Origin of the sequence: Mesorhizobium sp. M0894, from assembly GCF_040319725.1 — a bacterium.
Taxonomy (GTDB): Bacteria; Pseudomonadota; Alphaproteobacteria; order Rhizobiales; family Rhizobiaceae; genus Mesorhizobium.
On record NZ_JAMYOG010000005.1, the window covers coordinates 316,885 to 331,041 of the forward strand.

At 62.4% G+C, this 14,157-nt stretch carries 13 protein-coding genes and 1 pseudogene; 7 read left to right on the forward strand and 7 right to left on the reverse strand.

Going from position 1 to position 14,157, the window contains the following annotated elements:
• Window positions 1-166: 166 nt before the first annotated feature.
• From NKH91_RS12980 to NKH91_RS12990, 3 genes are read right to left on the reverse strand one after another with little or no spacing between them, the layout of a single operon-like run.
• Window positions 167-1,039, reverse strand: a complete 873-nt coding sequence (locus NKH91_RS12980; protein WP_352885143.1) for a carbohydrate ABC transporter permease — start codon at window positions 1,037-1,039, stop codon at window positions 167-169.
• Window positions 1,036-1,926, reverse strand: coding sequence for a carbohydrate ABC transporter permease (locus tag NKH91_RS12985; RefSeq protein WP_352484393.1), 891 nt, complete (start codon window positions 1,924-1,926; stop codon window positions 1,036-1,038). Before NKH91_RS12985 ends, NKH91_RS12980 begins: the two co-directional genes overlap by 4 nt.
• 43 nt (window positions 1,927-1,969) lie before the next feature.
• Window positions 1,970-3,262 (reverse strand): ABC transporter substrate-binding protein, encoded by a 1,293-nt coding sequence (locus NKH91_RS12990; protein ID WP_352885145.1) that lies wholly within the window; start codon window positions 3,260-3,262, stop codon window positions 1,970-1,972.
• Between the two features lie 329 nt (window positions 3,263-3,591).
• Here NKH91_RS12990 and NKH91_RS12995 point away from each other — a divergent pair, with 329 nt between their 5' ends.
• The 7 genes from NKH91_RS12995 to NKH91_RS13025 are packed head-to-tail and all read left to right on the forward strand — an operon-like array spanning window position 3,592 to window position 9,854.
• On the forward strand, window positions 3,592-4,857 hold the full coding sequence (locus NKH91_RS12995; protein WP_352885147.1) for an extracellular solute-binding protein: 1,266 nt from the start codon (window positions 3,592-3,594) through the stop codon (window positions 4,855-4,857).
• Between the two features lie 27 nt (window positions 4,858-4,884).
• Entirely contained in the window at window positions 4,885-5,817 is a 933-nt protein-coding gene (locus NKH91_RS13000; protein ID WP_352885148.1) for a carbohydrate ABC transporter permease, read from the forward strand.
• A 2-nt stretch (window positions 5,818-5,819) separates the two neighbouring features.
• Entirely contained in the window at window positions 5,820-6,653 is an 834-nt protein-coding gene (locus NKH91_RS13005; RefSeq protein ID WP_352885150.1) for a carbohydrate ABC transporter permease, read from the forward strand.
• Complete coding sequence (locus NKH91_RS13010) at window positions 6,650-7,387, forward strand: PIG-L deacetylase family protein (RefSeq protein ID WP_352492816.1); 738 nt, start codon at window positions 6,650-6,652, stop codon at window positions 7,385-7,387. The genes NKH91_RS13005 and NKH91_RS13010 overlap by 4 nt, the downstream gene beginning before the upstream one ends.
• Complete coding sequence (locus NKH91_RS13015; RefSeq protein ID WP_352885152.1) at window positions 7,384-8,259, forward strand: ROK family protein; 876 nt, start codon at window positions 7,384-7,386, stop codon at window positions 8,257-8,259. Before NKH91_RS13010 ends, NKH91_RS13015 begins: the two co-directional genes overlap by 4 nt.
• On the forward strand, window positions 8,256-9,026 hold the full coding sequence (locus tag NKH91_RS13020; RefSeq protein ID WP_031195039.1) for a GntR family transcriptional regulator: 771 nt from the start codon (window positions 8,256-8,258) through the stop codon (window positions 9,024-9,026). The genes NKH91_RS13015 and NKH91_RS13020 overlap by 4 nt, the downstream gene beginning before the upstream one ends.
• A gap of 36 nt (window positions 9,027-9,062) precedes the next feature.
• The gene (locus NKH91_RS13025; RefSeq protein ID WP_023722251.1) at window positions 9,063-9,854 is read left to right on the forward strand and encodes a sugar isomerase domain-containing protein; all 792 of its coding nucleotides are present in this window, start codon (window positions 9,063-9,065) and stop codon (window positions 9,852-9,854) included.
• Between the two features lie 24 nt (window positions 9,855-9,878).
• Here the strand turns inward: NKH91_RS13025 and NKH91_RS13030 are convergent.
• From NKH91_RS13030 to NKH91_RS13045, 4 genes and pseudogenes are all read right to left on the reverse strand, one after another.
• Window positions 9,879-10,543: pseudogene (locus NKH91_RS13030) on the reverse strand (IS5 family transposase); the annotation flags it as partial.
• Between the two features lie 155 nt (window positions 10,544-10,698).
• Window positions 10,699-11,127 carry a type II toxin-antitoxin system VapC family toxin gene (locus NKH91_RS13035; protein WP_352846314.1) on the reverse strand — a complete coding sequence of 143 codons (429 nt, stop codon included), beginning with the start codon at window positions 11,125-11,127 and terminating at the stop codon, window positions 10,699-10,701.
• Complete coding sequence (locus tag NKH91_RS13040; protein ID WP_023722247.1) at window positions 11,127-11,372, reverse strand: type II toxin-antitoxin system VapB family antitoxin; 246 nt, start codon at window positions 11,370-11,372, stop codon at window positions 11,127-11,129. The genes NKH91_RS13035 and NKH91_RS13040 overlap by 1 nt, the downstream gene beginning before the upstream one ends.
• 748 nt (window positions 11,373-12,120) lie before the next feature.
• Entirely contained in the window at window positions 12,121-14,091 is a 1,971-nt protein-coding gene (locus tag NKH91_RS13045) for a CHASE2 domain-containing protein (protein ID WP_352885155.1), read from the reverse strand.
• Between the last annotated feature and the right edge of the window lie 66 nt (window positions 14,092-14,157).

Genomic DNA, 14,157 nt, shown 5'->3' on the forward strand with positions numbered 1-14,157 from the left:
GATCTCCCGCCCCTGGGGTGATGAGCATGGTACATATGTAGCACAACAACCGGTATCACAGGTGCAGCTAAGCTGTGGGCATTTGGCGTCCAAGTTCGCTGATTGCCTGGAGCTTGCAGAGCGCGTCCCGATGACGGCCAGGCGGACGCCGGCCGTGCCGCCGAGGCTACCCCTTGACCGCCGAGCCGACGATTGAATCCACGAAGAAGCGCTGCAGGAAGACGAAGAGCACCAACGGCGGCAGCACAGCAAGTGTGGCGCCAGCCATCACCAGTCCCGTATTGAGGGCGCCTCTGTTATAGCTGAGCAGGCGGCTCAGGCTGATAACGATAGGATAGTCGTGCGCATTGCCCTGTAGAACCGTCAGCGGCCAGAGATAGCTGTTCCAGTGGTAGACGAAGGCAAACAGCGCCAGCGCCGCGATTGCCGGCGCCACGCTCGGCGCGACGATCTTGAACAGGATCAGGAGTTCCGACGCCCCATCCATCCGTGCGGCGTCGATCAGGTCGTCCGGCACGCCGGCTATGAACTGGCGCATCAGGAAAATGCCGAACGCATTGGCGAGGTTGGGCACGATAATGCCGGCAAGGCTGGCGTTCAGGCCGATTAATCCGACGAGACGGTACAGCGGGATCAGCGTGACGATCGGCGGCAGGAACATGGTGGCGATCAGCACCGAAAACAGCAGCGAGCGGCCGGGAAAGTGGTGCTTGGCGAAGACATAGCCAGCCATCATGCTGGTGACCAGAATGCCGGCGGTGGTGATCGTGGCGATCACCAGCGAATTCCACATCGAGCGGCCGACATTGATGACGCCGGACACTTTCTCATACGCTTCGAGGCTCGGCGTGCGCGGTATCCACACTGGCGGCACCTGCATGGTTTCGGCCGGCGTCTTCAGGCTGGAGAGCACCATCCACAACAGCGGAAAGGCGGAGGCCACGGCAACCAGCAGCATCAGCGTGGCGAGCAGTGCTCTGCGGCCCGCCAGGCGTTTGCGCGCCAACCGGCTCGATGCTGATCGGCCCGGCGCGCTCATTCGTCATCCTTCCGGTTGGCAAATGCAAACAGCGCGCACACAACGACGATCAGCGCCAACATCAGCATCACTGCCATGGCCGAGCCCAATCCGCCTTGCGCGCGCTCGATGCCGACACGGCGGATGTGATAGGTCAGCACATTGGTCGAGCCGACCGGCCCGCCTTGGGTGATCAGCGCCACCGGCTCGAACACCTGCACGGCGTTTATGATGGCGATGACGGCGCTGAACAGAAGCGTGCGCCGCAGCAGCGGCAACGTGATAAAGCGGAACTGTTCGCGTCGGGTGGCGCCGTCCAGAGTCGCCGCCTCGTAAAGACTGCCCGGGATCTGGGTCAGCCCGGCCACGGCCAGCACGGTAAAATAGCCGATCTGCTGCCAGACATTGAGGACGACGATCGAGATCAACGCCGATCTTGGCGAGGATAGCCAGGGTTGCGGGCCGATGCCGGCGAGGCCGAGCATCTGGTTGAGCGGCCCTTCGCTCGGCGAATAGAGCTTCGACCAGACCAGCGTCACGGCGATCATCGGCACCATGTAGGTGGAAAACAACACGGTCCGCAGCGCCGTGCCGCCTGCGACATCGCGCTGGTAGACCATCAAACCGAACGCGACCGAAAGGGGCAGGATGAGCATCACCGACAATGCCGTGTAGATCGCGGTGTTGAGCAGTGCTCGCTTGAAATCCCGCCCGACCGAGGTCGGTCCGAATATTTCGCGAAAATTGTCGAAGCCGATGAAGCTCGCATTGGAAAAAGGCGTCTGCGTCGACCAGTCCTGGAATGACAGCCAGATGGTGAGCAGCATCGGCAGCAGGATGAAAACGCCGATTAGTGTCACGGCGGGCGCCAGCATGATGCCCGCCGAGGCACGATAGGTCTTGATCATCGCTCTGCTTCCAAAGCGTCGGGCTCTCGAAACAACGCCTTCGCTATTTGGCGGCACGCTCCAGGATCGAGACGGCATCGGCCTGCGCGTTCGCCTGCGCATCCTTGGCCGAGAGCTGCCCATACTGCAACGCCTCGAGCGTCTGCTGCAGCGATTCGCTGAACTCCTGGCCGCCCGGGACGACAGGGAAGGGCTTGGCGTCGGCAAGCACGCTGACATAGCCGGACAGGAACTCGGAACCGAGCTTGTCCTTATGGGCTTCGATGTCGGACGTCCGTGTCGGCAGGATGCCCATCGAGATCAGAATATCCGACATTGCCGATGCGCCGTTCTTGCCGGACTTCGGACTGTTCAGCCATACCAGGAAATCCCATGCCGCTTTCTGCTCGGCCTCACCGGCATTGGCGTTGACGACGGTCATCCACGAATAGGAGATCGAGTGCGGCTTGTCGCCGTTCGGACCCACCGGAATGGGTGCGGTGGCGATATTGGAGAACTTGTCGCCCATGCCGCTCTTCAATGCGCTTTCCCACCAGTTGGCCATGATGATCATGCCGGTCTTGCCGGAGACGAAATTGTCGAGGAAGGGACCGGTTGTGTTGGCGTCGGCCGTGGCCATCGCCGGATCGCTGGCACCGGACTTGATCAGGTCCTCGTAGAGCTGGAAAGTCTCGCCGGCTTGAGGACTGTCGAGCACCGGTTTGCCGTCCTTGACCAGCTCGCCGCCATTGGAGGCCAGCAGCGAGGCGAAGGGATGGACGACGCCCGCCGCCCAGGAATTGATCATGCCGAAACCTTGCTGGCCGGCATCTTTCCTGGTCAGCTTCTGGGCCGCATCCTTCAATTCGGACCAGGTTTTCGGCGCGGCCGTAATGCCTGCCTGCTTGAACAGCTCCTTGTTGTAGTTCAGCGCATAGACGTCGATCTCGTTTGGAATGCCGTAAAGCGTGGCGCCAACAGAGGCCGCACTGACGACACCGGCCGGCCACGCACTCTTGACCTCGCCGGCAACCGCATCGGGGGCCGGCGCGACCAGTTTGTCTCGCGCCAGTTCGGGCAGCCACAAATCATAGATGCCGCCGATCGTCGGCCCGTCCGAGCTGCCGCCCTGGGAACGCAGTGTCGTCAGGAGATCGCCGAAGGGGACGGCGCGCACGGTGACGGTCACATCCGGATTGATCTTGGCGTAGTCCTTGGCCGCGGCGTCCAGCAAAGCGACCGTTTCGGGCGACCAGTGGGTCAGATAGGAGATGTTGACCGATTGGGCCCAACCAATAGTGGGCGACGTCAGCAGCCCTGCAGCCAGTGCCAGTTTCGAAATCCAAGCCAAAGACATCCGGACCCTCCGCATAGCCGCACAGCGATGTCAATGACGTTATGACAAGTTGAAGCAACGATGCAAGCGCTATCTTCGTCGGAGAGCTCCTGCCGGTACTGCGGCGTTTTCTTACTGCGGCCCACAAAGGTGCGGGATAATACTTTGAAAACAGGCAATTATCTGGAATGGTTCGAGCCGTTTCTCCCTGCCGGCCATGCCCGAACATATCGCAAGGCTCTTGCGAATGAAGTCATGTCGTTATAATGACATGAGAGAAGCTTATGACTGCCTTGCGGCTTTTGAACCGCCGTGGGGATGACAATATCGACAAGAATGGGAGACTGCGCATGTTTTCAATTCATCGACGCGCCACACTCGGCCTGATCGGCGGCTTTGCCGCAGTCTGCACCGGGGTCCTCACCGCACTGCCGGCCAAGGCCGACGACACCGTGACCCTGTGGAGCTGGCGCACCGAGGACGAGGCTGCGATGCGCCGCATCTTCGACGCCTTCGAGGCCAAGACTCCCGGCATTAAGGTCAACATCCAGTTCACCCCCGACGCCGACTACCAGAACCGGCTGAGCACGGCGCTGCGTGGCGGCCGGGGGCCTGATATCGCTCAGCTCAAGGCTTACGGCGAACTGCAACCGTTCATCGAGGGTGGGTATCTCGACGCGCTCGACGACAGCGTGCCGGAGCTGAAGAACATGCCCGATAGCGCGCTGGGCGGCGCTCGTGGCCGTGCCGACGGCAAGACCTATGGCGTGCCCTATTCGGTGCCGATGATGGGCGTCTTCTACAATCAAGACATCTTCGGCGCCCAGGGCATCGAGATTCCCAAGACCTACAAAGATTTCGTCGCCGCCTGCGAGAGGCTGAAAGGGGCGGGGATAACGCCAATAGCCGCCGGCGGTGCCAACGGCTCCGCCTGGGCGCTGGAGATCGGCGTCGGTGTTGTCGGCCCGACCATCTATGGCCCGGGCTTCTACGACGAAATGATGAGCGGCAAGGCGACCTTCGAGGATCCGCGCTACGTGGCTGCCCTGAAACGCTATGCCGACTTGAAGCCATATTTCTCCGACGGCTTTGCCGGGGTCGATTACACCACTTCGACACAGCAATTCATCGGCGGCAAGGCGGCGATGTTCTTCGGCGGCTCGTTCGAGAACGGCAGCTTCAAGGCGCAGAACCCGAAGCTGAAATTCTCGATTTTCCCGTTCCCTGCCGACGATCCTGCCACCAAGCTCTATACCTCGGCTTTTTCGGACGGCTCCTATGGTCTGGTCTCTGAAAGCACCAACAAGGAGGCAGCGATCAAGGTGCTCACCTTCATGGCTTCGGCCGAGTTCGCGCAGCTCTTCGCCGACGAGTTGGGCTGGCCGCCGGCCCGTACCGACGTCACCGTGAAAGACCCGGTACTCGCCACGATGATGGAGATGTCGAAGAACTCCACACCCTATCTGACGCTTGTCGGCTTCCGCTGGCAGACGCCTACGGCCTCCTCGATCCTGCAGTCCGAGATCATCGACATGGTCGAAGGCAACATCACGCCGCAGAAGCTGGCGGCGGACATGCAGGCCGCCGTCAGCAGCTGGTTCAAGCCGAAGCAGTAGGCCGTCACACCCTGCGCGAAACAGCACATGATCGCCCGTCGCCGCAAAAGCAGCCTTCAGCGCACCCAGCAGCGCATGGCCGTGCTGTTCATCGTGCCGGCATTGGCCGTTTATGCGCTGTTTGTCCTTTATCCCCTGCTGATGTCGCTGTGGGGCAGCTTCTTCGTCTGGAGGGGCCTGCGCATGCTGGAGTTCGCCGGCGTTTCGAATTTTACCCGCCTGTTCGTTTTCCCGAGCGGTGGACGGCTCTACGGGGCGCTCTGGCACAACGTCGCCTGGTTCTTCGGCATCATGCTGTTCCAGAACGGCCTTGGTCTGCTGTTTGCCTGGCTGCTGTTTCTGCGCGAAAAGGGGGCGGCCTTCTTCCAGTCGGTATTCTTCTTCCCGGCGGTGCTGAGCCCGGTCATCGTCGGTGCCCTGTGGCGGCTGCTGCTGGCGCCCGGCGGCACCATCGAATGGATGCTCAACGGCTCTGGTCTGCATCAAGGCAGCCTGACCGTTCTCGGCAACAGCCACACGGCACTCGTGATGCTGATCGCCGTCGACGCCTGGAACTGGATGGGCCTGCCGGTGCTGATCTACACCGCCGGCCTCAGGCAGATTTCGTCCCAGATATTCGAGGCTGCCAGGCTGGACGGCGCCGGCAGCGGCCGCATGCTGGTCTCGGTTGCCCTGCCTTTGCTGATGCCGGCCATCGGCACGTTGACGACGCTGTCGTTCATCAACACCTTCAACCAGTTCGACATCGTCTATGTCATGCAGGGCGTGCAGGGCAATCCAAGCTATTCCACAGACACGCTGGTGACCTATTTCTACCGCCTCGCTTTCGGCGCCGAAGGCGCCGTCGGTATCACGGATATAGGCCTGGCGCTGGCGCTCGGCACGCTGCTGTTTCTCATCCTCAGCATCGGCACGCTTGTGATGCTGCGCTTCTTCGACCGCCGCACGGTGCGACTGTGAATATGCTCGCCATCCCTCGACAGCTTGCTCGGCTGCCCGGCTGGACGGCGCTGGTCCTGTGGACCGCAGCGGTGCTGCTGCCGCTCTATATTCTCGTCGTCTCCTGTTTCAAGACCACGGCGGAGATCTACGACAACAGGCTCGGCCTGCCGCAAAGCTTTGCCTTCGACACTTTCGTTGCGGCCTGGACGCGCGCCGATCTCGGCCAGAATTTCATCAACAGCCTGATCGTCACCGGCGGTGCGGTGATCCTGACGATTATCGTGTCGGCAATGGCCGCCTATCCGCTGAGCCGCTATCGGCTGGGCTGGAACGGTATCATGCTCGGCCTGTTCCTGTCCGGCATCATGCTGCCGATCCGGCTTGCCTCGGTGGAGCTGTTCACGCTGATGCGCAACCTTGGCCTGCTCGATTCGCTGATCGGCCTGATCCTTGTCTATTCGGCCATCCGCATTCCCTTCGCCGTCTTCATCTTCGCAAATTTCATGCGGGTACTGCCGTCCGAGCTCGACGAGGCTGCGCGCATGGATGGGGCCGGCGAGGCGCGCATTCTGTTCCAGATCGTGCTGCCAATGGTGAAGCCAGCTATATCGATCGTCGCCATCTTCACCGCTATCGCCGTGTGGAACGACTTCTTCTTCCCGCTGATCTTCATCTTCGACGACCGCTACAAGACCGTGCCGCTGGCCATCAGCGTGTTTGTCGGCCAGTTCCGCACGGATTGGGGCCTCGTGTTCGCCTCGCTTGCCATCTCCATGGCGCCCATCCTGATCATGTACTGTCTGCTTGCCCGCCAGATTCGCGAGGGCGTCGGCTCCGGGGGAGGCGCGAAATGATCGAGGACAAGGTCTATGCCGCACGCTCGATTCTGGTCGTCGGGGCGCATGCCTTCGATGCCGAGGTGATTGCCGGTCCACTGGCGGCGGCGGCGGTGCAAGGCGGTGCCGAAGTCACCTTCCTGCATCTCAGCATGGGCGAGCAGGGCCATCCAAGCCTCGCCCCCGAGTACTATTGCGTCCAGAAGCAGGAGGAGGCCGCAAAGGCCGCAGCCAGGCTCGGCGTTGCCATGCGCAGTCTCGGGCTGCACGACGCCTTCCTGCCCTGCGACGACGAGACGGCGCTCAAGGTTTGCGATGTTGTGCGCGAGTTGAAGCCGCAAATCGTCATCACTCACTGGCATGGCAGCTGGCACAAGGACCATCGCGCCGCGGCCCGACTGACACAGACCGGTATTTTTTTTGCGGCATTGCCGACGCTGAAGCGCGACCATGCTGCACACACACCGCAACTGCTGCTGTTCGGCGAAAACTGGGAGGACGACGAAGGGTTTCGCCCCGAACACCTCGTCGACGTCAGCGACGGCTTCGAGGCCTGGAGCGAGGCGGTGCGGGAATACGAACTGGCACGCGGCCTGAGCAGTTTCCCCTACGTCGATTATTACAGTGCGCTTTATCGGCTTCGCGGCTGCCTGCGCGGCACGCGCTACGCGCAGGGTTTTGCGGCGGCCTCGCAGTCCTGGCAAGCCGGCAGTGGCCTGTTCGCGCCGGCCAATCGGAGCGGCTCTCGATGACACGCATTCTGGCTATCGATCTTGGCGGCACCAATTTGCGCGCCGCAATCCATAGCGGCGATGTTCGCTGGCTGGAGATGCTGAGCCGCGAGCCTGCGCCGACAAGCCTGGATGCCTTCGTCGCCCGTATCGGTGCCTTGCGCGCCGAGGCCGGTCCGGTCGACGCCCTCGGGCTTGCGGTGCCCGGACTTGTCGAGGGCTCGGTCTGCCGCTGGATTCCGAACCTTCCCTATCTCGACGGCATCGACATCGCGGCCTTGTTTCCTCGTCTGCCTGTTGCCATTGGCAATGACGCGCAGGTCGCCATGCTGGCCGAAGCGGTCGAAGGTGCCGCAAAAGGCCTGTCCGATGCCATCCTGCTGGCGATCGGCACCGGTATCGGCTCCGCCGTTCTGGCCAACAACCGCATCGTTGCAGGCGCACGTGGCGGCGCCTGCTCATTCGGCTGGGCCTGCGCCGACATCGAGGATGAAGGCGAGGACCGCAGCGGCTGGCTGGAGCGCTTCGCTTCCGGGCGGGCGTTCGACGCCGCGGCGCGCCAGATCGGGCTGGCCAATGGCGGCAGGCTGATCGAGGCCGCGCGGGCTGGCAACACGGCCGCACTTGACGCCTTGGAGCTGCCGGCGCGCCGGCTGGGCACTGTCCTTGCGGGTGCGGTCGCGCTGCTCGATCCGCAGGCGATCCTGATTTCCGGCGGGCTTGCCGATGCGCTGGACGTGATAGGGCCGCCGCTGCTTTCGGCTTTGCGGCGTCAGTTGCCGCCGCATCTGCGCGACGTCGTTCTGCGGTCCGGCGAATTCGGCTCCCGCGCCGGTCTCGTCGGCGCCTCGCTGGCTGGTCTCGCCGGAGCACAGTGGAGGCAGATAAGATGAGTCAAGCGAGCTTCCATCTGCCCGACCGCAGAAGGCCCGAGCCGCTCTGGTATCAGGTGGAAGAGGCCATCCGCGCCATCGTCAAGAGTGGCGAGTGGGCGACCGGCGACCAGATTCCGGCCGAAGACAGACTGTGCGCCTTGTTCGGGGTGAGCCGCATCACGCTGCGACACGCCTTGCGCAATCTTGAGGAGCACGGGCTGCTCAGGCGCGAACATGGCCGTGGCACCTTCGTGCGCTCCACCACGCTGGTCGCCGGCACCCGCGAACTCACCAGCTTCACGCAGGAAATGGGCAATATGGGCGTGGTCGCCGGCTCGCGCTTGCTCGACTGCAGCCTGACCACCGCCAATGCCGCCGCGGCCGGAGCGCTGGAGATCGAGGAGGGCGACCCGGTGGTGCGCATCCGGCGGCTCAGGCTCGGCAACAACGAACCGATCGGTATTCAGACTGCGCAACTCTCGGCCGCGCGCGTGCCGGGCTTTCTCGATGCCGGCCTGCTGCAAGGCTCGCTCTACGAAGCGCTGGAACGCCATTACGGCATCGTGCCGGTCGCAGCGCGCGAAAACTACCGTGTCGGCGCTGTCGGGGCGGCGGATGCCGAGTTGCTCGATCTGCCTGCGGGGAGCCCCGCTTTCGTGGTCGAGCGCATCACCACCGACGAGCGCGGCCCGTTCGAATTCACCGTCTCGGTGATGCGTGGCGACCGCTACGAAATCCGCTCGACGCTGCGTGCCGGTCGCGCCGCGCCAACCGCAAGAAGCTGAGCCATACCCAAGCCGACCCATAACAGGAGTACCGACGTGTCCGATCTTTACATACCCCGCCTTGCCGCCCTCATCGAACAGGCCTCGAAAGCCAATGCCGAAGCCTTTGGCGAAGCGGCCAGCCGCTTTGCCGACACGCTCGAGAGCGGCGGGTTGGTTCATCTTTACGGCTCGGGCCACTCGGTGTTGCCGGTCCAGGAAGTGTTTCCGCGCTACGGCAGCTATGTCGGCTTCAATCCGCTGACCGACCCGCGTGTCATGTGGCATAACGTGCTCGGCGCCGGCGGCGTGCGCGAACTTCTGTGGCTGGAGCGGACCGAGAAATACGCCGAGAAATTCCTCGACCACCAGCCGCTGAACAAAGGCGATTCGATCATCATCTTTGGCCACAGCGGCCGCAATTCGTCCGGCATCGACACCGCGCTTTATGCGAAAAAACGCGGCATCTTCGTCGTTGCGATAACTAGCAAGAACAATCTCGACAAGCCGGCGACGCACTCTTCCGGCAAACGGCTTGCCGATGCCGCCGACCTTGTCATCGACACCTGCTCGCCGATCGAGGATGCCATCGTGCCGGTCGAGGGCTGGAGCCGGCCGGTCTCCGGTTCGTCGACCGTGCTTGCCATGATCCTGGCGCATGAGCTGATCGCGCGCACCGCCGAGGCGCTTTCGAAACGCGGCATCGAACTGCCGGTTTTTGCCTCGCCGACAATTGCCGGCGTCACACTGCACGACACCGACGTCATCTATGGCGTCTATCGCGAGAAAATGCTCGAGGCGCAGAAGAAGCACCTGCCGACGTTCCAGGCGACCATGCGCGGCGAATGACAACCGGGCAGGGCACGCAAAACGCTAGGACGTAGACTCATCACCGCGTAGCCAGATGCGAGTTGACACGAGTTTCAGGGCAGCAAGGTAGTTTTCTGCCAGCTTGTCATATCGAGTTGCGATGCGAGGGAACTGCTTGGCCTTGTTGAAGAACGTTCGACGAGGTTGCGGGCCTTGTAGAGAAAGGGGCTGAAGCACATCGGGTCCTTGCGGTTGGCCTTGGGCGGGATGTTGGCCCATGCCTTTTGCTCGGTGACGGCATTGCGCAAGGCGTGGCATCATAGCCCTTGTCGGCGAGCAGCATGGCACCCTCGGGCAAATCCTTGATCAAGTCCGCTGCGTAGGCGATGTCACTCATTTGACCTGCCGTGAGCGTCAGCTTGATCGGCCTGCCTTCGGCGTCGACAAGAGCATGGATTTTGGTCGTCAGCGCGCATCGGGAACGACCGAGACAATAATCTCGATCCCCCTTTTTGCTGTCGCGCCTTGCTGATGGACGCGAACAATGGAGGTATCGATCATCTGCACCGTTGCATCATGGACTCTGGTGATGCCATGCATGAGGCGGTCCCACACACCTGCTTTCCGCCATCGAACGAAGCGATTGTAGCAGGTGGTGCGTGGGCCGTATCGCCCCCTGGAAGATCGCGGCATGGCGCACCCGGTCGCAGCACCCAGAAGATGCCGTCTGCCCGCTGTGCCTGGACGGTGATCGTGCCGAACAAAACCAGTGCTGCAGCGAACGTTCCTCGTAATATTGCGTTTAACCATGAAAGACGACGATTCGCCCAAAGCACAAAAGGGCCCATCGGCTCTCGCGCCGCGATGCAAGGCCAGGAAAGCCTTACGCCAGATCAGTTTGTGAAAAGTCATTGCCCTTGTAAAGCAGGGCAAGCCGGTGAGCCTTCGCGCAAGCGTAGGCAAAACAATCGCCAAAATTGAGATCGGCTTTGTGCCCGACTGCTTTGCCGTATTTCATGCTGGCTTCGATCGCCCGGTCGCCGATGTCGCCGGATATCATGATTTCCTTGCCGGCGATCTCGATCAAAAAGGCGTCGACGGTATCACGGGCTTGCGCCAGCATGTCGGCCGTGGGCTTGGCGTTCTTTTTGATGGCTTCGGCCGATGCTCGCGCGAGACCCTGGACTGCCTCGAACCGGACGAGCGGGGAGATATACAGCGGCTTGGTCGCGGCCGCGAGCCGCTTTTCCAGTTCTTCCGCGCCAGGTTCCTCGTTCAGGATGGCAACGATCACCGGGGCATCGACGAACATCAGTCGTCGCTCCACATTTGGTCGGTGAATTTCTTCATATCGAAATCAGGGTTGGCCGGCCCGATCCGCCGCGCCATTTCCTTGACTTTGGCAAGTCTCTCGCGCAGCGGGACGCTGCCGCGGTTGCGCTCGATCTCATGGCGCAAGGCGGTTCTGACGGCCTCGGTCTTGCTGCGCGCGTTGGTAATCTGCTGCAGCTCGACGGCCATGGCATCGACGTCGGGATCGCGAATGAAGAGCGGCATTTGTATATCCTCTGAGTGATATATGTATATCATATCGCAGATATACTGGCCAGCGAATTCGCGAGCGGCGGTTTTGATAAGGAGGGGAGGGAGGAATGCAGCTCGCGAAAATCCGTCGGAAGGTTCGGTTCTGGTGCTCAGTCCTTGGAATTGCTCGGCGTCTGAAACACGTCGCTGCGGCCATGTCACTGTCAACGCCCACATGCCCAAGGCGCATCGGCGCTACGTACGCCGACGCCTGCGCATCCCAACATCCGCGGCGACCGATTGATGTCGATAGACCGCCCACGCGCCCGACGAGGCCAGCGCCAGCTGCATCGATTGCGTCAGGTTCATAACGGCCATAATCCCGGCCCAGCGAACTCTCTCGTTAGGGCAGCTCGGGGAGTGCTACGGCTGGATGCTCTTGGGAACATCCCGAGCGCATGATCCGGCGGCGAGGATAAACAATCTGAACCACGCGCTGCCTCCACATGATGGCGCCGGCGAACTCAACGAAGCCGTGCTGCATTCGTGGTGAACTGGATAACACGGCCTATCTTCTCGCTCGAAAATTCGGCGGCCTCGACAATCATTGCCGGGGTTACCTCGACGGATCCCTTCGCCGTCTATCCGAGTCTCATCGGCTGTCGCGCTGATCCGGATTGACAGCCACCCGCAATTAAAGGGCCGTTTGATGACACCTAGGCCTCCCCAGCAGTATTAATTCACAAAGCAGGTCGGCACCCCTGCCATCCGCTGGATCCGGTCAGCGTGTGCTTCGGGTTCGGGGTGCAAGATCAGGCGGTGCCATTTGCACGGATGGCGGCGAACCAACCACCACGGCAGGGGCGCCAGATTGCTCACCACGTTGGCTCTCTACTTCGCGGCTCATACCTTGGTGAGCAGCTTGCATCTCCGGAACGGTGAAAACCGGCACCTCGCCCTTGAAACCCTGGAGCTCAAAGGCGCCTGCCTGGACGACCGGCATCGATGCTCCTGCCGCAAAGCCGGGACCAAGCACCAGGGGGATGCCCAGCTTCTTGGTCGTCGACTCGAGCCGTGCCGTGCGGTTCACCGGGGAGCCGATCGCGGTGTAATCGAAGCGCCGTTCGGAGCCGAAATTGCCTACCGAGCAGATGCCGGTCTCGATGGCGACGCCGATTGCGATGGAGGGGTGGCCGTCCGCGGTGAAGGCGGCGTCTTCACGCTTCACCCGTTCGATCAGGGCAAGGCCCGCGTCGAGCGCGCGCTCGCGATGGTCCGGCTGATCAAGCGGAGCGTTCCAGAAGGCGAGCACCGCATCGCCCATGAACTTGTCGATGGTGCCGTCGCGCTTGAGGATCTCATCGGTCGCAATGCCGAGGAAGTGATTGACCACCTTGGCGATTTCCTGGGTATCGAGTTGTTCGCTCATCGTCGTGAAGCCGCGTATGTCGCTGAGCAGGATCGTGATCTCGCGCTTCTCGCCGGACAGGATCGCTTCGGTGTCCGAGCTTGCGAGGCGCTGCACCACGGAAGGCGACAGATACTGGGAGAACTGCCGTGCCAGGGTGGACCGGCGCTGCTCGCTGCGCCTGTAGAGAACATAGCCTTCGAAGCCGGCTACCAGGATCGTCGCAAGCGCCGGCTGCAGCGGGTCATAGAGTGCACCCTGCAGGCTGTATTCGAGAGCGCCGAACACGAACGGCGTGACGGCCAGCAGCACGAGAGCCAGGGCACCAAGCACGACACGCCAGGCGAGCACTCCGGAAAGCCCGATGAAAACGACGGCACTGAGGACAAACCAGAGCCGCTCGAGCATACGCGCGTGCGTTGGCTCAGCCAGGTAGCGCCCGGCAAGCATCTGGCCGATTGCATCGGCGTGGATGTCCGCGCCTGGTCGCGCTGGACGTGTCGGGGTGGGCAGGTACTGCGTCAGTCCCACGGCCGACAGATCGACAATGGCGATGGCGTCCCGCAGCCGCGGATCACTGCCGCCCGAAAGGATAGTGCTGGCAGATATACGGGGCGTATCCGTGGCGGTTTCCCAGAGGCGGATGCTCCCCTCCGGCTCGAGCGGCACGATGGCGCCGGCCATCCTGAGTGCGTCGAACCCGGCGGCATTCATCCGGGCTATGTAGCCGTCCTGCCCGGCGTAAAGGCGCAGAAGCTCGAGCGCGAAGGACGGCCACAGCTGCACGCCTTGAGCGGTGTTGCGAAGCCACAGAAGCGGCACATGGCGCAGTACGCCGTCTGGATCGGGCAAGGTGCGAATTACGCCGAGGCCCGCGGCAGCGTTCGAAAATTGGGCAAGCGAGCCGGTCAGGCCGGTGAAGCCGGGAAGTGTGTCGGGTACTTGCCCGACGATCGACCAGCCGGCTTTGGGCCCTGCTTCTGAAACTGTCGCCTCGTTGCCCAGGCTGACGGCAAGCGCCGTTCGATTTTTCGCCAGTGCCGTTGCCAGGCGCTTGTCTCCGGCGATTCCCTCAGGCGAGGTGTCGGCCTCGGGCAGTACCAGCGCAAGCCCGATGACCGCGGCGCCGGACTTGGTGATGCCATCGACCAGATCGGCCAAGAGGCCACGGTTCCAGGGCCATCGCCCATGTGCCTTGAGGCTGGCGTCGTCTATCGAGACGATCACGACAGGATTGCTCGTCGCCTGGCGCGGAGCGAGAAACTGGTAGAAGTCGTACGTGCGTTCGCGCAGGCGCGACAACGGTTCGTCAAAAGCCAAATGGCAAGCGAGCAGCAGGAGCACGACCACAAGGCCGGATATTTTGCGCCTGCCAGCTTGCCGCCAATCAGCCCAGCGCCAACCGGCCAA

Coding starts and splice junctions, on each gene's coding strand:
- NKH91_RS12980 (WP_352885143.1), bottom strand. CDS start 1,039: ATGAGCGCGCCGGGCCGATCAGCATCGAGCCGGTTGGCGCGCAAACGC.
- NKH91_RS12985 (WP_352484393.1), bottom strand. CDS start 1,926: ATGATCAAGACCTATCGTGCCTCGGCGGGCATCATGCTGGCGCCCGCC.
- NKH91_RS12990 (WP_352885145.1), bottom strand. CDS start 3,262: ATGTCTTTGGCTTGGATTTCGAAACTGGCACTGGCTGCAGGGCTGCTG.
- NKH91_RS12995 (WP_352885147.1), top strand. CDS start 3,592: ATGTTTTCAATTCATCGACGCGCCACACTCGGCCTGATCGGCGGCTTT.
- NKH91_RS13000 (WP_352885148.1), top strand. CDS start 4,885: ATGATCGCCCGTCGCCGCAAAAGCAGCCTTCAGCGCACCCAGCAGCGC.
- NKH91_RS13005 (WP_352885150.1), top strand. CDS start 5,820: ATGCTCGCCATCCCTCGACAGCTTGCTCGGCTGCCCGGCTGGACGGCG.
- NKH91_RS13010 (WP_352492816.1), top strand. CDS start 6,650: ATGATCGAGGACAAGGTCTATGCCGCACGCTCGATTCTGGTCGTCGGG.
- NKH91_RS13015 (WP_352885152.1), top strand. CDS start 7,384: ATGACACGCATTCTGGCTATCGATCTTGGCGGCACCAATTTGCGCGCC.
- NKH91_RS13020 (WP_031195039.1), top strand. CDS start 8,256: ATGAGTCAAGCGAGCTTCCATCTGCCCGACCGCAGAAGGCCCGAGCCG.
- NKH91_RS13035 (WP_352846314.1), bottom strand. CDS start 11,127: ATGTTCGTCGATGCCCCGGTGATCGTTGCCATCCTGAACGAGGAACCT.
- NKH91_RS13040 (WP_023722247.1), bottom strand. CDS start 11,372: ATGCCGCTCTTCATTCGCGATCCCGACGTCGATGCCATGGCCGTCGAG.